The 19643-nt window shown below is 62.6% G+C and carries 15 protein-coding genes; 11 read left to right on the forward strand and 4 right to left on the reverse strand.

All coding sequences use genetic code 11. The features are described from left to right. Window positions 1-40: 40 nt before the first annotated feature. From HBO09_RS03640 to HBO09_RS03685, 10 genes are read left to right on the forward strand one after another with little or no spacing between them, the layout of a single operon-like run. Window positions 41-691, forward strand: coding sequence for an outer membrane lipoprotein carrier protein LolA (locus HBO09_RS03640; RefSeq protein ID WP_169992284.1), 651 nt, complete (start codon window positions 41-43; stop codon window positions 689-691). Then, a complete protein-coding gene (locus tag HBO09_RS03645) occupies window positions 681-2993 on the forward strand; it encodes an MMPL family transporter (RefSeq protein ID WP_169992083.1) in 2313 nt (770 codons plus the stop codon). Before HBO09_RS03640 ends, HBO09_RS03645 begins: the two co-directional genes overlap by 11 nt. 57 nt (window positions 2994-3050) lie before the next feature. Further along, window positions 3051-4298, forward strand: coding sequence for an NAD(P)/FAD-dependent oxidoreductase (locus tag HBO09_RS03650; protein WP_346266401.1), 1248 nt, complete (start codon window positions 3051-3053; stop codon window positions 4296-4298). Further along, on the forward strand, window positions 4295-5044 hold the full coding sequence (locus tag HBO09_RS03655; protein ID WP_178120188.1) for a class I SAM-dependent methyltransferase: 750 nt from the start codon (window positions 4295-4297) through the stop codon (window positions 5042-5044). Before HBO09_RS03650 ends, HBO09_RS03655 begins: the two co-directional genes overlap by 4 nt. Next, window positions 5041-5523 (forward strand): hypothetical protein, encoded by a 483-nt coding sequence (locus HBO09_RS03660; protein ID WP_169992081.1) that lies wholly within the window; start codon window positions 5041-5043, stop codon window positions 5521-5523. The genes HBO09_RS03655 and HBO09_RS03660 overlap by 4 nt, the downstream gene beginning before the upstream one ends. Next, window positions 5520-6686 (forward strand): beta-ketoacyl-[acyl-carrier-protein] synthase family protein, encoded by a 1167-nt coding sequence (locus tag HBO09_RS03665; RefSeq protein ID WP_169992080.1) that lies wholly within the window; start codon window positions 5520-5522, stop codon window positions 6684-6686. The genes HBO09_RS03660 and HBO09_RS03665 overlap by 4 nt, the downstream gene beginning before the upstream one ends. Further along, the gene (locus tag HBO09_RS03670; protein ID WP_169992079.1) at window positions 6683-7147 is read left to right on the forward strand and encodes a hotdog family protein; all 465 of its coding nucleotides are present in this window, start codon (window positions 6683-6685) and stop codon (window positions 7145-7147) included. The genes HBO09_RS03665 and HBO09_RS03670 overlap by 4 nt, the downstream gene beginning before the upstream one ends. Continuing rightward, the gene (gene fabG, locus HBO09_RS03675) at window positions 7140-7868 is read left to right on the forward strand and encodes a 3-oxoacyl-ACP reductase FabG (protein WP_076961735.1); all 729 of its coding nucleotides are present in this window, start codon (window positions 7140-7142) and stop codon (window positions 7866-7868) included. The genes HBO09_RS03670 and fabG overlap by 8 nt, the downstream gene beginning before the upstream one ends. Next, window positions 7868-9094, forward strand: a complete 1227-nt coding sequence (locus HBO09_RS03680) for a beta-ketoacyl-ACP synthase (RefSeq protein ID WP_169992077.1) — start codon at window positions 7868-7870, stop codon at window positions 9092-9094. The genes fabG and HBO09_RS03680 overlap by 1 nt, the downstream gene beginning before the upstream one ends. A 27-nt stretch (window positions 9095-9121) precedes the next feature. Beyond that, window positions 9122-9571, forward strand: coding sequence for a hypothetical protein (locus tag HBO09_RS03685; RefSeq protein WP_169992075.1), 450 nt, complete (start codon window positions 9122-9124; stop codon window positions 9569-9571). Between the two features lie 333 nt (window positions 9572-9904). Here HBO09_RS03685 and HBO09_RS03690 read toward each other — a convergent pair whose 3' ends face one another. Then, on the reverse strand, window positions 9905-10798 hold the full coding sequence (locus HBO09_RS03690; protein ID WP_169992073.1) for a LysR family transcriptional regulator: 894 nt from the start codon (window positions 10796-10798) through the stop codon (window positions 9905-9907). Between the two features lie 122 nt (window positions 10799-10920). Between HBO09_RS03690 and HBO09_RS03695 the strand changes: the two genes are divergently transcribed. Next, window positions 10921-12195, forward strand: coding sequence for an MFS transporter (locus HBO09_RS03695; RefSeq protein WP_169992071.1), 1275 nt, complete (start codon window positions 10921-10923; stop codon window positions 12193-12195). Window positions 12196-12314: 119 nt separating this feature from the next. Here HBO09_RS03695 and hemE read toward each other — a convergent pair whose 3' ends face one another. From hemE to gltB, 3 genes are all read right to left on the reverse strand, one after another. Then, window positions 12315-13382: a uroporphyrinogen decarboxylase gene (gene hemE / locus HBO09_RS03700; RefSeq protein WP_029296084.1), complete on the reverse strand. Its 1068-nt coding sequence runs from the start codon at window positions 13380-13382 to the stop codon at window positions 12315-12317. 243 nt (window positions 13383-13625) lie between these two features. Then, window positions 13626-15044, reverse strand: a complete 1419-nt coding sequence (locus HBO09_RS03705) for an FAD-dependent oxidoreductase (RefSeq protein WP_034105894.1) — start codon at window positions 15042-15044, stop codon at window positions 13626-13628. A 32-nt stretch (window positions 15045-15076) separates the two neighbouring features. Continuing rightward, entirely contained in the window at window positions 15077-19522 is a 4446-nt protein-coding gene (gene gltB / locus HBO09_RS03710) for a glutamate synthase large subunit (protein WP_169992069.1), read from the reverse strand. Window positions 19523-19643 lie beyond the last annotated feature (121 nt).

The raw sequence follows: 19643 nt of genomic DNA on the forward strand, positions 1-19643 counted from the left end.
GTGTCGAAAGGACGGCCCTGTAGGAGCGGGCTTGCCCGCGATGGTCGTCAACGATAACGCGGGGCGCCTGACACTGCGCGGCGTCCTCCGGTTTTTCGCGAGCAAGCTCGCTCCTACAGGGGTTGGGTTGTTTTTGAGCTTTGGGGCTTATGCCTTCGACTTGCAACAACTGAGCGATCAGTTGGCCAAGCCCTCGGTGATCCATGGCAACTTTATCCAGGAGAAACACCTGCGTGCCCTGCCCCAGCCGTTGACCAGCAAAGGCACCTTCGTATTGGCCCGGGACCACGGCCTGCTCTGGCTGCTCAAAACCCCGCTGCAACAGGACTACCGCATCAACGCCCAGGGCATTGCCCGTCGCGATGCCAACGGCTGGCAGCCCCTGCCGAACAAAAGCGCCGGTGCCGAGCAGAACCGCTTGTTCCTTGCCGTGTTGCAAGGCGACAGCAGTGGCTTGCAGCGCGACTTCGAGTTGCAACTGCAAGGCGAGGCCAAGGCCTGGAAACTCACGCTGATCCCACGCTCGCTGCTGCTCAAGCAAGTGTTCACCCAGATCAATATCGACGGCGGCGAGTTGGTGCACACCATCGAGCTGCTGGAAACCCAGGGCGACAGCACCCTGTTGCGCATGCAGGACAGCACCAGCACGCAACCCTTGAGCGACGCGGAGCAACACGACTTTGCCCAGTGAGCGTTGGTTGCCGCGCCTGTTCCTGATCCTGCTGGTGGCCGTGCTGGCCCTGGCCGGCTGGCAATGGCGCCATGGCGCGCCGCTGTCGGCCAACCTGATGGAACTGGTACCGGGCAACACCCCGAACGCGTTGGAGCTGGCGGCCGAGCAGCGCATGCAGGAACCGCTGAACCGCGAAATGCTGGTGCTGGTCGGGCATACCGAGCGCCAGCAAGCACTGGCCATGGCCCAACAGCTGGGTGAGCGTTGGCAAGCCAGCGGCCTGTTTGAAAAGGTCACCTGGACCTTGCAGGCCGACCTGCCAGCCCTGCGCCAACAACTGCTGCAAGGACGCCTGGCGATGCTCTCGGCCAAGGACCGCGAACAGTTGATGGGCGAGCCTGCGGCGTTTATCACGCAGCGGGTGCAGGCACTGTTCGACCCCTTTACTGGCTTCAGCCTGGTGCCGAGCCAGGACGATTGGCTGGGCCTGACCGGGCGTATCCAGAACAGCCAGCCGCAACACGGCGCGGTGCAACTGGATATCGGCAGCGGCGCGCTGATCGCCGATGCCGACGGCCAAAGCTGGGTGCTGCTGCGCGCGCGCACCCAGGGCAATGCCTTTGATATGAAACTGCCGCTGCAAATCGCCGACCTCCTGCAAGCCAGCCGCGAGCAGGCCAGCGAGCAAGGCGTGCAGCTGCTCGCCGCCAGCGGCCTGCTGTACGCGGCCAACGGTCAACAACAGGCCAGCCGCGAGATGACCTGGGTCGGCGGTGGCGCAACGGTGGGGATTCTGTTGCTGTTACTGCTGGCGTTCCGCCGTTGGCGCGTGTTGCTGGCCTTTGTCCCGGTGCTGGTGGGCATGCTGTTTGGCGCAGTCGCCTGCGTGGCGCTGTTTGGCCATATGCATGTAATGACCCTGGTGCTGGGCGCGAGCCTGATCGGCGTCGCGGTCGACTACCCGCTGCACTACCTGTCCAAGAGTTGGAGCCTGCAACCCTGGCGCAGTTGGCCGGCCTTGCGCCTGACCCTGCCGGGCCTGAGCCTGAGCCTGGCCACCAGTTGCATCGGCTACCTGGCCCTGGCCTGGACGCCGTTCCCGGCGCTGACCCAGATCGCCGTGTTCTCCGCCGCCGGCCTGGTGGGCGCCTACCTGTCGGCAGTGTGCCTGTTGCCGGCGCTGCTCAGCGGCATGGACCTGCGCCCGGCACAATGGCCGCTGCGGGTCGCCGAATTCCTGCTGGGGGTGCGCGAGTCGCTGCTCAAACGCCTGCCAAGCCAGGCGTTGCTAGTGCTGGCCCTGCTGTTCTGCGCCGGTGGCCTGTGGCAGTTGAACAGCAAGAACGATATTCGCCAGTGGATCGGCGCGCCGCCGCAGTTGCTGCAAGAAGCCCAGGCCATTGCGCGCATCACCGGCTACCAGCCCACCAGCCAGTTCTTCCTGGTGCGGGCGGACAATCAACAGCAATTGCTGGAGCGCCAGGCAGCGCTGAGCCAGCGTCTGGATCAACTGGTGCATATGGACAAGCTCCAGGGCTACCTGGCGCTCAATCAACTGGTCAGCACGCCCAGCGAACAGCAGCAAGTGCGCGAAGCCCTCAAGCAATTGCCGGCGCTGTGGCAACCGCTGCTGGACCTCGGCATCCCCGCCAGCGCCCTGCAAGCCGAGCTTGCGCAACTGCAGGCGCTGCCCACCGAAGATATCGACGCGGCCCTGAGCGGACCATTGGCCGAGCCCTGGCGCCTGTTGTGGCTGGGCAATGTCGATGGCGGCGTGGCGGCGATGGTCAGCCTGCAAGGCCTGAACAACCCGGCGCTGCTACGGGTCCAGGCCCAGGATTTGCCGGGCGTGCAACTGGTAGACCGCCTCGGCGACTTGAACCAGGTATTTGCCGCGACCCAGGTCAGCGCCGCCGAATTGAAATTATTGTCCTGTGTACTGATCGTCTTGCTGCTGGTCCTGCCCTTTGGCCTGGGCGGCGCGCTGCGCATTGTCGCCCTGCCGCTGCTGGCCGCCCTGTGCAGCCTGGCCAGCCTCGGCTGGCTGGGGCAACCGTTGACCCTGTTCAGCCTGTTTGGCCTGCTGCTGGTCACAGCGATCAGCGTCGATTATGCGATCCTCATGCGCGAACAGATCGGCGGTGCCGCGGTCAGTCTGCTGGGGACATTGCTGGCCGCCGTCACCACCTGGTTGTCCTTCGGCCTGCTGGCAGTCTCCAGCACACCTGCGGTAAGTAATTTCGGCCTGTCGGTCAGCCTGGGCCTGGCTTTCAGCTTTATGCTGGCGCCATGGGCCGGCCGCCAGGAACATGCGCAATGACGCCCACTAATTTTTTTGAGTTGAATGTGATGATCGCCAACCCGGCAAGGAGCCACAGTGCCCACAGTTGAAATGGAACGTCGCCAGGTCGTGGTGATCGGTGCCGGTCCGTCCGGTGCCATTGCGGCCGCGTTGCTCAAGCGTAACGGGCACGATGTGTTGATCATCGAGCGCGAGCACTTCCCGCGTTTTTCCATCGGCGAGAGCCTGCTGTCCCACTGCATCGACTTTATCGAAGAAGCCGGCATGCTCGAGGCGGTCAACGCCGCCGGTTTCCAACTGAAAACCGGTGCCGCGTTTGCCTGGGGCGAGCGCTACAGTGCCTTTGATTTCGGTGACACGTTCAGCGAAGGCAAGCCCACCACCTTTCAGGTCCAACGTGCCGATTTCGACAAGTTGCTGGCCGATCAGGCGGCGCTGCAAGGCGTGGAGATCCGTTACGGCCAGACCCTGGTCGGGGTGGATTTTGCTGCTGGCCACCGCTACCTGCATGTGCGCCGCGAGAACGGCCGCGAATACCACATCAAGGCCGGCTTCGTGCTCGACGCCAGCGGTTACGGCCGCGTGCTGCCCCGCCTGCTGAACCTTGAAGCACCGTCGAACTTCCCCTTGCGCCAGGCGGTGTTTACCCACGTCGAAGACCGTATCGAACACCCAGGCTTCGACCGCAGCAAGATCCTCATCACCACCCACCCCACCCAACGTGATATCTGGTTCTGGACCATCCCGTTCAGCAACGGGCGCTGCTCGGTGGGCGTGGTCGCGGCCAAGGAGCATTTCGACGGTTGTGATGGGGATCTGGATGCCTGCCTGCGCGGCTTTATCGAGCAAACCCCGAGCCTGTCCAACGTGCTGGCGAACGCAGTCTGGGATACCCCGGCGCGGACCATCGGCGGCTACTCGGCAAACGTCACCACCTTGCACGGCCCGGGCTTTGCGCTGCTGGGCAACGCGGCGGAGTTCCTCGACCCGGTGTTCTCCTCGGGCGTGACCATTGCCATGCGCTCGGCCAGCATGGCCGCCGGCCTCTTGCACCGCCAGCTCAAGGGCGAAAGCGTGGACTGGCAGACCGAGTTTGCCGAGCCGCTCAAGCGCGGGGTCGACACCTTCCGTTGCTACGTCGAAGGCTGGTACGCCGGCACGTTCCAGGATGTGATCTACCACCCGGGCAGCTCCCCGGAGATCCGCCGCATGATCAGCTCGATCCTCGCCGGTTATGCCTGGGACGAGCGCAACCCGTTTGTCAGCGAACCCAAGCGCCGCTTGCGGATGCTTTCGGAAATCTGCGCGGGGGAAAACCTATGAGCAACCCATCTGTGTCAAAAGAGTACTTGAGCAAAAACTACGTCGAAGAAACCAGATTCGGCTTCTGGTTCCTGCGCAGCCATACCTGGCAGCATCACGTGCTGCGCGTGGCCATCAACGACCTGCGCAGCCTGTTCAGCGCGCCGTTGCCGCAGGCGCCGGTGCTGCTGGATGCCGGTTGTGGCCAGGGTAAGTCGTTCCACTATTTGCAGCAGGTGTTCGCCCCCAAGCGCCTGATCGGCCTGGACGCCGACCCGCACAGCCTCGACTTGAGCCGTGCCGAAGCCGCACGCCAGGGCATTGAGATCGAACTGATCGGCAGCGATTGCGCCACCCTCAACGTAGCCGATGAAAGTGTCGACATCCTGTTCTGCCACCAGACCTTCCACCACCTGGTGGAGCAGCAACGGGCGCTGACCGAGTTTTATCGGGTGCTCAAGCCCGGCGGTTACCTGCTGTTTGCCGAGTCCACCGAAGCCTATATCGATACCTGGGTGATTCGCTGGCTGTTCCGCCACCCGATGCATGTGCAGAAAAGCGCCGCTGAGTACCTGGAGATGATCCGCGACCAGGGTTTCGAGTTCGGCCCGCAGAATGTCTCGTACCCGTACCTGTGGTGGAGCCGTTCGACTGACTTCGGCCTGCTGGAGCGTTGGGGCCTGCGCCAGCCCAAACCGTTTGGCGAGCGTGAAGAAACCCTGGTGAATGTGGTTGCGCGCAAGCCATTCGCAGGCCCGCAAGCATGATCCGTGCGTTGTTGATCGGCTGCCTGTTGCTGCTGAGCGCCTGCGCCAGCCAGCCGCCGCTGCCGGTGCATACGCCAAGCCTGGCCTTGCCCCTGCAATTGCATATCGAGCGCGAACAGGACGGCCAGCGCCAGGACTGGTTGCTGGTGATCCAGCGCGAGGGCGAAGCGCTGCGCTGGTCGCTGATGGACCCACTGGGCATCCCCCAGGCCCGGCAAAAGCTGGTGGCCGGCAGTTGGCAAGCAGATGGATTATTGCCGCCCAATCCCCAGGCCCGTGAATTGTTTGCCGCCTTGCTGTTTGCTTTGACGCCCGCCGCCGAGCTGCCAGGCAACTACCCCCAAGCCCGTGAAGACGATGGCGTGCGGGTACTCAAGCCGCACTGGCAAGTGCTCTATCGAGCGCCCTTGATCTTTACCGTGAACATGCCCGCCCAGCACCTGAACTATCGCGTCACCGCGCTTGAGAGCAGCCCATGACCGCCTACCTCAATGCCCTCGGGATCATCTGCGCCCTGGGCCGTGGCCAGCAGCAAGTGCGGCGCAACCTGTTTGCAGGGGATTGTTCGGGCATGCGCGCCGAGAGCGGCTGGGTACCCGAGCGGGTGCTGCCGGTGGGCAGCGTGCCCGGCGAACTGGCGCCGCTGCCGCCGCACCTGGCCCAACAGAACAGCCGCAATAACCAGTTGCTGCTGGAGGCCGCCTTGCAGATCGAAGGCCCGATCCAGCAGGCGATCCAGACCTTTGGCCCCTCGCGCATCGGCATCGTACTGGGCACCAGCACCTCGGGCATCGATGAAGCCAGTCGCGGCATTGCCCATTACCTGCAGCAAGGGCAGTTCCCCGAAGATTACGACTACCGGCAACAAGAACTCGGCGCCCCGGCCAACTTCCTCGCCGACTGGCTGCAACTGAGCGGCCCGGCCTATGTGATTTCCACGGCCTGCACCTCCAGCGCCCGCGCGATGATGAGCGCGCGCCGCCTGCTGGACCTGGGCCTGTGCGATGCAGTGCTGTGTGGCGGGGTCGATAGCCTGTGCAAGCTGACCCTCAATGGCTTTACCTCGCTGGAGGCAGTGTCCTCCGAGCGTAGCAACCCGTTTTCGGTGAACCGCAATGGCATCAACATCGGCGAGGCGGCGGTGCTGTTTCTGATGAGCAAAACCCCGGCCCCCATCGCCCTGCTGGGCAGCGGCGCGAGCTGCGATGCGCACCATATTTCCGCGCCGGAACCCACGGGCAAGGGTGCATTGCAGGCGATGAGCAAGGCCCTGGCCAATGCGAAGTTGGCACCGGAGCAGATCGGCTACCTGAACCTGCACGGCACCGCGACCCAGCATAACGACGCCATGGAAAGCCTGGCCGTGGCGACGCTGTTTCCCGCTGGCGTGGCGTGCTCCTCGACCAAGCCGATGACCGGCCATACCCTGGGTGCCGCCGGGGCGCTGGAAGCAGCGTTCTGCTGGCTGAGCCTGGTCGAGGGCGCGCTGGCGCCACATATCTGGGATGGCCAGGCCGACCCGGCGCTGCCCGCCCTGCGCTGGGCCAAGGTCGGCGACACCCTGGAAAAACGCTGCCTGATGAGCAACTCGTTTGCCTTCGGCGGCAATAACGTCAGCCTGATTATCGGAGACGCCCCATGACCCATTGGCCGCTCGCCGAACTGCTGCCCCACGCCGGGGACATGATCCTGATCGACCAGGTGCTGTCGTTCGATCAAGAGCAGATCCGCACCCGCCTCACCGTCAAGCCCGGTGGCCTGTTCAACCGCCCCGACGGCAGCCTGCCGGCCTGGGTCGGCGTCGAGTTGATGGCGCAAAGCGTCGCCGCCTATGCTGGCTGTCGCGCACGCCAGAACGGCGACGCGGTGGAATTGGGGTTCCTGCTGGGCACCCGTAAGTTCGAATGCAACGTCGAGCACTTTCCCGTCGGCACCGAGCTGACCATCCACGGCCTGCGCTCCCTGGAAGACGACAACGGCATGGGTGTGTTCGAATGCCACCTGACCGGCGACGGGATCCAGGCCAGCGCGCGCCTGAACGTATTTCGACCGCCCCAGGCGGCCAACTATTTAGCTGAATCGAAGGACACGCGTCATGACTGAATCCGTACTGGTCACCGGCTCCAGCCGGGGTATCGGCCGCGCTATCGCCCTGCGCCTGGCCCAGGCCGGCCATGACATCGTGCTGCATTGTCGCAGTGGTCGCGCCGAGGCGGATGCCGTACAGGTCGAAGTCCAGGCCCTGGGCCGCAAGGCGCGGGTGTTGCAATTCGATGTGGCTGACCGTGCCACCTGCAAGCAGATCCTCGAAGCCGACGTTGAAGCCCACGGCGCCTATTACGGTGTGGTGCTCAATGCCGGGCTGACCCGCGATGGCGCGTTCCCGGCGTTGTCCGAAGACGACTGGGACGTGGTGATGCGCACCAATCTCGATGGGTTCTACAACGTGCTGCACCCGGTGATGATGCCGATGATCCGCCGTCGCGCGGCCGGGCGCATTGTGTGCATTACTTCGGTCTCGGGGCTGATCGGCAATCGCGGCCAGGTCAACTACAGCGCGTCCAAGGCCGGCTTGATCGGCGCGGCCAAGGCCCTGGCCATTGAGCTGGGCAAGCGCAAGATCACCGTCAACTGCGTGGCTCCCGGCCTGATCGACACGGCCATGCTCGATGAGAATGTGCCGGTGGAAGAGTTGATGAAGATGATCCCCGCACAACGCATGGGCACCCCCGAAGAGGTCGCCAGCGCGGTGAACTTCCTGATGTCGGCCGAAGCCGGCTACATCACCCGCCAGGTCCTGGCCGTGAACGGGGGCCTGTGCTGATGAAACGTGTGGTAGTCACCGGCATGGCCGGCATGACCTCCTTGGGCTGCGACTGGGAAACCATCGTCGCCAACTTCCGTGCCCAGCGCAGCGGTATCCGGCGCATGGACGAGTGGGACCGCTTCAGTGAACTGAACACCCGCCTGGCCGGGCCGATTGACGACTTCGTGGTGCCGGCCCACTGGACCCGCAAACAACTGCGCAGCATGGGCCGGGTCTCGCGCCTGGCCGTGTGGGCAGCAGAGCAGGCGCTACGGGACGCCGGCCTGCTGGGCGATGCGTCGATCAAGGATGGGCGCATGGGCGTGGCTTGCGGCTCATCCACCGGCAGCACCGATGAGATCAAGGCCTTTGGCAATATGCTGCTTAACTCGGTGGCCGAGGGCCTGAACGCCAACTCCTATGTGCGCATGATGCCGCACACCACCGCGGCCAATATCAGCATTTTCTTTGGCCTCACCGGGCGCCTGATCCCCACGTCCAGCGCCTGCACCAGCGGCAGCCAGGGCATTGGCTATGCCTATGAAGCGATCAAGTTCGGCCGCCTGCCACTGATGCTCGCCGGTGGCGCCGAAGAGCTGTGCCCCACCGAAGCCATGGTGTTTGATGCGCTCTACGCCACCAGCCTGAAAAACGACGCCCCACAGACCAGCCCACGGCCCTACGACAGCGGTCGCGACGGCCTGGTGATCGGCGAGGGCGGCGGCATGCTGGTGCTTGAGGAGCTGGAACATGCCCTGGCCCGTGGCGCGCATATCCATGCCGAGATCGTCGGTTTTGGCAGCAATGCCGACGGCCAGCACACCACCCGTCCCGAGCAGGTCACCATGCGCCGCGCCATGGAACTTGCCCTGGAAGATGCCGGCCTGACGCCGGATGCCATCGGCTACGTCAACGGCCACGGCACCGCCACCGAACAAGGCGACATCGCCGAAACCCTGGCCACCAGCAGCCTGTTCGGCAGCCGCATGCCCATCAGTTCGCAGAAGAGTTTCCTGGGCCATACCCTGGGTGCCTGCGGGGCTCTGGAGTCGTGGTTCAGCATCGAGATGATGAACCGTGACCAATACGTGCCGACCTTCAACCTCGATCAAGTCGACCCGCGCTGCGGCGAACTGGATTACCTGCGCGGCGAGTTCCGCCAGATGCACAACGACTACGTGATGAACAACAACTTTGCCTTTGGCGGCGTCAACACGTCGCTGATCTTTCGCCGCTGGCAGTAAGCCTTTTATTTGATTGGAGAGAACGGAATGTCTTCGTTGCTACGCGCCACCCTCATCGCCCTGACCCTGCTGACCGCTGCCGGCTGTACCAGCAAACCGGTGCTCAACACCCAGCACGCGCTCGCCGCCAACGAGCAAGTCAGCGAAGAGAAAATGAAACAGAGCATCCTCACCGCCCTGGACAAGCGCAACTGGACCGTCCAGCGCGCCGCCCCACGCCTGATCCAGGCCCAGATCAACGTGCGCAACCGCTACTACGCCGAAATCGACATCCGCTATACCGGCACCAGCTACGCCATCACCTACCGTGACAGCCAGGAACTGGGCTACAAGAACGGCAAGATTCATCGCAACTACAACCGCTGGATCAGCATGCTCGACCGCGACATCATGGCCGGGCTGCGCACAAGCGGCGCCGCGCAAGCGGGCACGGCGGAGCAGTTGTTCAAGGAGACGGGGACGTCGAAGCAGAACTGAGTGGCGCCTGGCAAGCCAGCATCCACCTAACACCAGAAACGACAAAGGGCGCCTTTCGGCGCCCTCTTCACAAGCAGGCTGGCTTGTCATCGCCCTTGTCCTGCCCGGCTCTGCGATAGCTGGATTTCCAGGATCCTCAGAGTCTCACAAGCCCCTTTCGGGAACCGGGGCAGTATGCCTGAAAAGCCGGATAGGACAATCCGTGGCAAAACGCCTCCTGTCTTTGGGTTGATAGAGAAGTGTCATCCATGTCACTCAGTGAAAAAGAAACGATTTTGCGCAACGCCAAGGCAAATCGCTAAACCGGTTCCGTTACCTGATATGTGACCGCCGCTACACCAACGCCTTGCGCGTCAACAGCTCGACAAACGCCTTGGCCATGGGCGACTGCTGGTCCTTACGCTGCACAAGCCACACCGCCGTCACTGCCTCAGGGTCGAGCAAGGTGCGGTAGACCACGCCGTCAATGCGGATGCGCTGGTACGACGCCGGCAACACCGACACCCCCAACCCCGCCGCCACCAGACCGATGATGGTCATGGCCTCGCCGGCCTCCTGGGCGAAGTACGGACTGAAGCCAGCATCGCGGGCCAGGTTGATCAGTTGCGCATATAAACCACTGCCGTAGGCCCGTGGGAAAAATACAAAAGGCTCGTCAGCCAACTGCGTCAGGTGCAGACCCCGTTCGCTGCCTTGGGCCAACGGATGGCCGGCACTCAGCACCGCCACCAGGGGCTCGCGCATCAACTCCACGACACTCAACGAGTCTGGCAGGGGCAACGGACGCATCAAGCCGACCTGGATCGACTCGTCCACCAGCGCGCCCGCCACTTCGGTGCTGCTCATTTCCTGTAGGTTCAGGTGCACCGCCGGGAAGGCCTGGCGAAAAGCAAAAATCGCCTTTGGGATGCTGGAGTTGAACGGCGCCGACGAGGTGAAGCCAATCTTCAATTCGCCCAATTCCCCCAACTGCGCACGGCGCGCCACGTCTGCGGCCTTGTCGACCTGAGCCAGTACCAATCGGGCTTCCGTGAGGAACAAACGCCCTGCCTCGCTCAGCTCGACCCGACGATTGGTACGCTCGAACAGCCGGGCGCCGACCTCCTGTTCCAGGGCCTGTATCTGCTGGCTCAACGGCGGCTGGGAGATGCCCAATACCTGGGCAGCCCGGCCGAAATGCAGCTCTTCAGCTACGGCGATGAAGTAGCGCAAGTGGCGCAATTCCATGAAAACCTCATTAGGTCGTAAAAGCTATCAAACAGGTCGAACAATATATTGGAAAGAATCATTAGCCAGCTATATTCTTTTTTCATTGCCAGCCCTGGCAGCCTTTGCCACCGAGGTCCCGCGTGAAATCTGCTGTTGCTCCACTCTCCCAGGAACTGCCACCCACCGCCCTCGACGAGGTGGTGGCGCAACTCAACGATGTGTACATCGAAAAAGATACGCCGATGTTCATGCGCACGGTGCTGGCACTGTTTTCCGGCGGGTTTGCCACCTTTGCCCTGCTGTATTGCGTGCAGCCGATGATGCCGGCGTTGTCCCACGAGTTTTCCATCAATGCCGCGCAAAGCAGCCTGATCCTCTCAGTCTCCACGGCGATGCTCGCTTTTGGCCTGTTGATCACCGGACCGATCTCCGACCGCCTGGGGCGCAAGCCGGTGATGGTCACCTCACTGTTCTGCGCGGCGGTATGCACCATCGCCAGCGGCCTGATGCCGACCTGGGAAGGCATCCTGTGGATGCGCGCGCTGCTCGGCCTGTCCCTCAGTGGCTTGGCGGCCGTGGCCATGACCTACCTCAGCGAAGAGATCCATCCGCAGCACATCGGCCTGGCCATGGGCCTGTATATCGGCGGCAATGCGATTGGTGGCATGAGCGGGCGCCTGATCACTGGCGTGTTGATCGACTTTGTCAGCTGGCACACGGCAATGCTGATCATCGGCGCGCTGGCGCTGATTGCGGCGACGGTGTTCTGGAAAATCCTGCCGCCCTCGCGCAACTTCCGCGCCAGTAGCCTCAAGCCGCGCAACCTGCTCAACGGTTTCGTCATGCACTTCAAGGATGCCGGCCTGCCGTGGCTGTTCCTTGAAGCCTTCGTGCTGATGGGTGCCTTCGTCACGCTGTTCAACTACATCGGCTACCGGTTGCTGGCCGATCCCTATGACCTGAGCCAGGCGGTGGTGGGCTTGCTGTCGGTGGTGTACCTGTCGGGCATCTACAGTTCGGCGAAGATCGGCTCGCTGGCCGACCGCCTGGGCCGCCGCCGCGTACTGTGGGCCACCATCGTGCTGATGCTCGCCGGCATCACCCTGACCCTGTTCGGCCCGCTGCCACTGATCATCATCGGCATGCTGATCTTCACCTTCGGCTTCTTCGGCGCCCACTCGGTAGCCAGCAGCTGGATTGGCCGCCGCGCCCTGAAAGCCAAGGGCCAGGCTTCGTCGCTGTACTTGTTCAGCTATTACGCGGGGTCGAGCATTGCCGGGACGGCGGGTGGGTTTTTCTGGCATTACGCCGGCTGGAACGGGATTGGCGGGTTTATCGTTGCGCTGCTGATCGTTGCACTGCTGGTGGCGCTGAAGCTGGCGAAGTTACCGCCGCTGGGGAACGTAAAGACCTGATACGGTGTTGCTTCAAATGTGGGAGCGGGCTTGCTCGCGAAAGCGCTGTATCAGTCATGAATGTATCAACTGACACTCCGTATTCGCGAGCAAGCCCGCTCCCACATATGTTTTGCGTGTTATTCGTGATACTGCGCCGACAACTCATGCACCGCCCGCAGGAACGCGCCCGCATGCTCCGGGTTCACTTCCGGGGTGATGCCATGACCAAGGTTGAACACGTGGCCGCTGCCCTTGCCGTAGCTGGCGAGGATGCGACCTACTTCGGTACGGATCGCTTCTGGCTTGGCGTAGAGCACGGTCGGGTCCATGTTGCCTTGCAGGGCCACTTGGTTGCCCACACGGCGACGGGCTTCGCCCAGGTCGCAAGTCCAGTCCAGGCCCAACGCGTCGGCACCGGCGTCGGCAATGCTTTCCAGCCACAGGCCGCCGCCCTTGGTAAACATGATCACCGGCACTTTGCGGCCTTCGTGTTCGCGGATCAGGCCGCTGACGATTTTGCGCATGTAGGCCAGGGAGAATTCCTGGTAAGCCGCCGCCGACAGGTTGCCACCCCAGGTGTCGAAGATCTGCACCGCTTGCGCACCGGCCATGATCTGGCCGTTGAGGTAGGAAATGACCGACTGCGCCAGCTTGTCCAGCAGCAGGTGCATGGCTTGTGGGTTGTCGTAGAGCATGGCTTTGGTCTTGCGGAAGTCTTTCGACGAACCGCCTTCGACCATGTAGGTGGCCAGGGTCCACGGGCTGCCGGAGAAGCCGATCAACGGTACGCGGCCATTGAGCTCGCGGCGGATGGTGCTGACGGCGTCCATCACATAACCGAGGTCTTTGTGGGGATCAGGGATCGGCAGGGCTTCGATATCGGCCAGGGTGCTGACCACTTTCTTGAAACGCGGGCCTTCGCCGGTTTCAAAGTACAGGCCTTGGCCCATGGCGTCGGGGATGGTCAGGATATCGGAGAAGAGGATGGCCGCATCCAGTTGTGGATAGCGGTCCAGCGGCTGCATCGTGACTTCGCAGGCGAACTCCGGATTCATGCACAGGCTCATGAAATCGCCCGCATTGGCGCGGCTGGCGCGGTACTCCGGCAGGTAGCGACCGGCTTGACGCATCATCCACACGGGGGTGACGTCTACAGGTTGCTTGAGCAGGGCACGAAGGAAACGGTCGTTCTTGAGGGCAGTCATGTCGGCATCCGCAAAAAAAGTGCGGGCATTTTCTCAGAGCCGGACGCAAAAGGCACGGTTGCAGGTCAGCCTTTTGTCTATCGGGTCAATTTGTCGCGGATATGAGAGCGCCGCAAAACAAATGTGGGAGCGGGCTTGCTCGCGAATGCGATGGCTCAGTCGACATATTTAGTGACTGATACACCGCATTCGCGAGCAAGCCCGCTCCCACATTTTTGATCCCCTTGCAGCGGGGGATCAGAGTTAGACCTGCAAGTAGTCCAGGATGCCTTCGGCGGCGTTGCGGCCTTCGAAGATCGCGGTGACTACCAGGTCAGAGCCGCGCACCATATCGCCACCGGCGAAGATTTTCGGGTTGCTGGTCTGGTGCTTGTACTGGCCTTGTTCCGGGGCGACGACGCGGCCCTGGCTGTCGGTCTGGATCTGGAACTGCTCGAACCACGGCGCAGGGCTTGGGCGAAAGCCGAAAGCGATGACCACGGCGTCGGCCGGGATGATCTCTTCAGAGCCGGGGATCGGCTCAGGGCTGCGACGGCCACGGGCGTCGGGCTCGCCGAGACGGGTCTCGACCACCTTCACGCCTTCGACGCGATCTTCACCCACAATGGCGATCGGCTGGCGGTTGTAGAGGAATTTCACGCCTTCTTCCTTGGCGTTCTTCACCTCTTTGCGCGAGCCGGGCATGTTGGCTTCGTCACGACGATAAGCACAGGTCACCGACTTGGCGCCCTGGCGGATCGACGTGCGGTTGCAGTCCATCGCGGTGTCGCCACCGCCGAGCACCACGACCTTCTTGCCTTTCATGTCGACGAAGTCTTCCGGCGACTTTTCAAAGCCCAGGTTGCGGTTGACGTTGGCGATCAGGAAGTCGAGCGCGTCATACACGCCCGGCAGGTCCTCGCCGGCAAAGCCGCCCTTCATGTAGGTGTAGGTGCCCATGCCCATGAATACGGCATCGTATTCTTCGAGCAGTTGTTCCATGGTGATGTCTTTGCCGATTTCGGTGTTCAGGCGGAACTCGATACCCATGCCGGTGAAGACTTCGCGCCGATTGCTCAACACGGTCTTTTCCAGCTTGAACTCGGGGATGCCGAAGGTCAGCAGGCCACCGATTTCCGGGTTCTTGTCGAACACCACCGGGGTCACGCCGCCACGCACCAGCACGTCGGCACAACCCAGGCCAGCAGGGCCTGCGCCAATGATTGCGACGCGCTTGCCGGTCGGCTTGACCTTGGACATGTCCGGGCGCCAGCCCATGGCGAACGCGGTGTCGGTGATGTACTTCTCCACCGAACCGATGGTCACCGCGCCAAAACCGTCATTGAGGGTGCAAGCACCCTCGCACAGACGATCCTGAGGGCAAACCCTGCCGCACACTTCCGGCAAGGTGTTGGTCTGGTGCGACAGCTCGGCGGCGGCGAGGATGTTGCCCTCGGCCACCAGCTTGAGCCAGTTGGGAATGAAGTTGTGCACCGGGCACTTCCATTCGCAATACGGGTTACCGCACCCCAGGCAGCGGTGGGCCTGGTCGGCCGAGTGCTGGGGTTTGAAGGGTTCGTAGATTTCCACGAACTCTTTCTTGCGTTGACGCAACAGTTTCTTCTTCGGATCTTTGCGCCCGACATCGATGAACTGGAAGTCGTTATTCAGACGTTCAGCCATGTTAAAACCTCATCAAACTGTTCAGGCGCATATCACTGCGGGTTGGCACGGATGCTGGAAAGCAACGACTTCAGGTTGGCAGCCTTGGGCTTGACCAGCCAGAAACGACGCAGGTAATCATCGAGGTTTTCGGCGAGGTTACGACCCCATTCGCTGCCGGTCTCCTCGACGTACTCGTCCAGCACGTGCTGCAAGTGGTTCCGGTAGGACTCCATGGCTTCGCCGCTGATCCGCTGGATCTCGACCAACTCGTGGTTGACCTTGTCGACGAAGGTGTTGTCCTGGTCCAGCACGTAGGCGAAACCGCCAGTCATGCCCGAACCGAAGTTGTAACCGGTCTTGCCCAGTACCGCGACAAAGCCCCCGGTCATGTACTCGCAGCAGTGATCGCCAGTGCCTTCGACCACGGTGTGGGCACCGGAGTTACGCACGGCGAAACGCTCACCGGCAGTACCGGCGGCGAACAGCTTGCCACCGGTGGCGCCGTACAAGCAGGTGTTGCCGATGATGGCACTGTCCTGAGTCTTGTAGATGCTACCCGCTGGCGGAACGATCACCAGCTTGCCGCCGGTCATGCCCTTGCCCACGTAGTCGTTGGCGTCGCCTTCGAGGTACATGTGCAGGCCGCCGGCGTTCCACACGCCAAAGCTCTGACCGGCCGTGCCCTTGAAGCGGAAGGTGATCGGCGCCTTGGCCATGCCCTGGTTGCCGTGCTTGCGCGCGATTTCGCCGGAGATCCGTGCGCCGATGGAACGGTCGCAGTTGCAGATATCCAAGGCGAACTCGCCACCGCTGGCGTCATTGATCGAGGAACCGGCCATGTCGACCATTTTCTCGGCCAGCAAGCCTTTGTCGAACGGCGGGTTGCGGTCTACCTGGCAGAACTGTGGCTTGTCTGCCGGGATGTGATCGCTGCCCAACAGTGGCGTCAGGTCCAGGTGCTGCTGCTTGGCGGTCTGGCCCTGGAGGATGTCCAGCAGATCGGTACGCCCGATCAACTCTTCCAGGGAGCGCACGCCGAGCTTGGCCAACCACTCGCGGGTTTCTTCGGCGACGTAGGTGAAGAAATTCACCACCATGTCGACGGTGCCGATGTAGTGATCCTTGCGCAGCTTCTCGTTCTGCGTCGCCACGCCGGTAGCGCAGTTGTTCAGGTGACAGATGCGCAGGTATTTGCAGCCCAGGGCGATCATTGGCGCGGTACCGAAGCCAAAGCTTTCGGCGCCGAGGATCGCGGCCTTGATCACGTCGAGGCCGGTTTTCAGGCCGCCGTCGGTCTGCACCCGCACTTTGCCGCGCAGGTCGTTGCCACGCAGGGTCTGGTGAGTCTCGGCCAGGCCCAGCTCCCAGGGTGCGCCGGCGTACTTGATGGAGGTCAGCGGCGATGCGCCGGTACCGCCGTCGTAGCCAGAGATGGTGATCAGGTCGGCATAGGCCTTGGCCACGCCAGCGGCGATGGTGCCCACGCCGGCCTCTGCTACCAGTTTCACCGAGACCAGAGCCTGCGGGTTGACTTGCTTGAGGTCGAAAATCAGCTGCGACAAATCTTCAATCGAGTAGATGTCGTGGTGCGGCGGTGGCGAAATCAGGGTCACGCCTGGCACTGCGTAACGCAGCTTGGCGATCAGGCCGTTGACCTTGCCGCCCGGCAGTTGCCCGCCTTCACCGGGCTTGGCGCCCTGGGCCACCTTGATCTGCAGCACTTCGGCGTTGACCAGGTATTCCGGGGTCACCCCGAAACGACCAGTGGCAACTTGCTTGATTTTCGAGCTCTTGATGGTGCCGTAACGCGCCGGGTCTTCGCCGCCTTCGCCGGAGTTGGAACGCGCACCCAGGCGGTTCATCGCTTCGGCCAGGGCTTCGTGGGCCTCGGGTGACAAGGCGCCCAGGGAAATACCCGCGGAGTCGAAGCGCTTGAGGATCGATTCCAGCGGTTCGACTTCGGCGATGTCCATCGGCGTATCCAGGGTTTTCACCTTGAACAGGTCGCGGATCATCGAGACCGGGCGGTTATCCACCAGCGCGGTGTATTCCTTGAACTTGGCGTAGTCGCCCTGCTGCACGGCGGCTTGCAGGGTGTTGACCACATCCGGGTTGTACGCGTGGTATTCGCCACCGTGCACGAACTTGAGCAGGCCGCCTTGCTGGATCGGCTTGCGTGCGCTCCAGGCTTCGGCCGCCAGGGCTTTCTGCTCGGCTTCGATGTCGACGAAACGTGCGCCCTTGATGCGACTCGGCACACCACGGAAGCTCAGTTCGCAGACTTCTTCGGACAAGCCGATAGCTTCGAACAGTTGCGCACCGCGATAGGACGTGACGGTGGAGATGCCCATCTTCGACAGGATCTTCAGCAGGCCCTTGGTGATGCCTTTGCGGTAGTTCTTGAATACTTCGTACAGATCGCCCAGCACTTCGCCGGTACGAATCAGGTCGCCCAGTACTTCGTAAGCCAGGAACGGATACACCGCCGAGGCGCCAAAGCCGATCAACACCGCAAAGTGATGCGGGTCGCGGGCGGTGGCGGTTTCGACGAGGATGTTGGAGTCGCAGCGCAGGCCTTTCTCGGTCAGGCGGTGGTGCACCGCGCCGGTGGCAAGGGATGCGTGGATCGGCAGCTTGCCCGGGGCGATATGGCGGTCGGTCAGCACGATCTGGGTGCGACCGGCACGTACGGCTTCTTCAGCCTGATCGGCGACGTTGCGTACAGCGGCTTCCAGGCCGAGGCTCTCGTCGTAGTTCAGGTCGATGATCTGGCGGTCGAAACCTGGACGCTCCAGAGTCATCAACGAGCGCCACTTGGCCGGGGAAATGACCGGCGAGCTGAGGATCACGCGTGAGGCGTGCTCTGGCGATTCCTGGAAGATATTGCGCTCGGCACCGAGGCACACTTCCAACGACATCACGATGGCTTCACGCAGCGGGTCGATCGGTGGGTTGGTCACCTGGGCGAACTGCTGGCGGAAATAGTCGTACGGCGTGCGCACGCGCTGGGACAGCACGGCCATGGGCGTATCGTCGCCCATGGAACCGACGGCCTCGTAGCCTTGCTCGCCGAGCGGGCGCAGTACTTGGTCGCGCTCTTCGAACGTGACCTGGTACATCTTCATGTACTGCTTGAGCTGGTCGACGTCATAGAAAGCCGAACCGTGGTCGTTGTCTTCCATGGTCGCCTGGATGCGCAGGGCGTTCTTGCGCAGCCATTGCTTGTACGGGTGACGCGACTTCAAGCGGTTGTCGATGGCATCGGTGTCGAGGATCTGCCCGGTTTCGGTGTCCACGGCCAGGATCTGGCCAGGGCCGACGCGACCTTTGGCAATCACGTCTTCAGGCTGGTAGTTCCACACGCCGACTTCCGACGCCAGGGTGATGAAGCCGTTGGTGGTGGTCACCCAACGCGCCGGGCGCAGCCCGTTGCGGTCGAGCAGGCACACCGCGTAGCGGCCATCGGTCATGACCACGCCGGCCGGGCCGTCCCACGGTTCCATGTGCATCGAGTTGTACTCATAGAACGCCCGCAGATCGGGGTCCATGGTCTCGACGTTCTGCCACGCTGGCGGAATGATCATGCGCACGCCACGGAACAGGTCGATGCCGCCGGTGACCATCAGCTCCAGCATGTTGTCCATGCTCGAGGAGTCGGAACCCACACGGTTGACCAATGGGCCGAGCTCTTCGAGGTCCATCAAGTCGTTGGCGAACTTGGTGCGACGGGCTACGGCCCAGTTGCGGTTGCCGGTGATGGTGTTGATCTCGCCGTTGTGGGCGAGGAAGCGGAATGGCTGGGCCAGCGGCCATTTCGGCAGGGTGTTGGTGGAGAAGCGCTGGTGGAATACGCAGATCGCGGTTTGCAGGCGCTCATCGCTCAGGTCTGGATAGAAGGCGGTCAGGTCCGCCGGCATCATCAGGCCTTTGTAAATGATGGTCTTGTGGGAAAAGCTGCAGATGTAGTGGTCGGTGTCCAGGGCGTTGGCCACGGACGAGCGACGACGGGAGGTGAACAGCTTGATCGCCATGTCCTGGTCGCTCAGGCCGTCGCCTGCGATAAACACTTGTTCGATCTGCGGCAGGCGCTCGTGGGCCAGGCGGCCGAGCACGCTGGTGTCGATTGGCACTTTGCGCCAGCCGACCAGTTGCAGGCCGGCGGCGAGGATCTCGCGGTTCATGTTCTCGCGAGCGGCCTCGGCTTTGACCGGGTCCTGATTGAAAAACACCATGCCCACGGCGTATTGCTTGGGCAGATCGGCGCCGAAGGTTTGCTTGGCGACGGCGCGCAGGAACAGGTCGGGCTTTTGAATCAGCAAGCCACAACCGTCACCGGTCTTGCCGTCGGCGTTGATCCCACCGCGGTGGGTCATGCAGGTCAGGGCCTCGATGGCCGTTTGCAGAAGGGTATGACTGGGTTCGCCCTGCATATGGGCTATCAGGCCGAAACCACAGTTATCCTTGAATTCATCGGGTTGGTACAGACCTGCTTTCATAGACACTTTCTCACCAGGCTGCCTCTTATTTCGAGGCAAATTTCTTTTCAATTCAACCGGTTACCTTCCACGCCGAACGTACGCCGGCTTAGCGGGGGCAAAAGGGAGGTCATTGTACACA

This window comes from Pseudomonas sp. WS 5027, from assembly GCF_012985695.1.
Taxonomy (GTDB): Bacteria; Pseudomonadota; Gammaproteobacteria; order Pseudomonadales; family Pseudomonadaceae; genus Aquipseudomonas; species Aquipseudomonas hygromyciniae.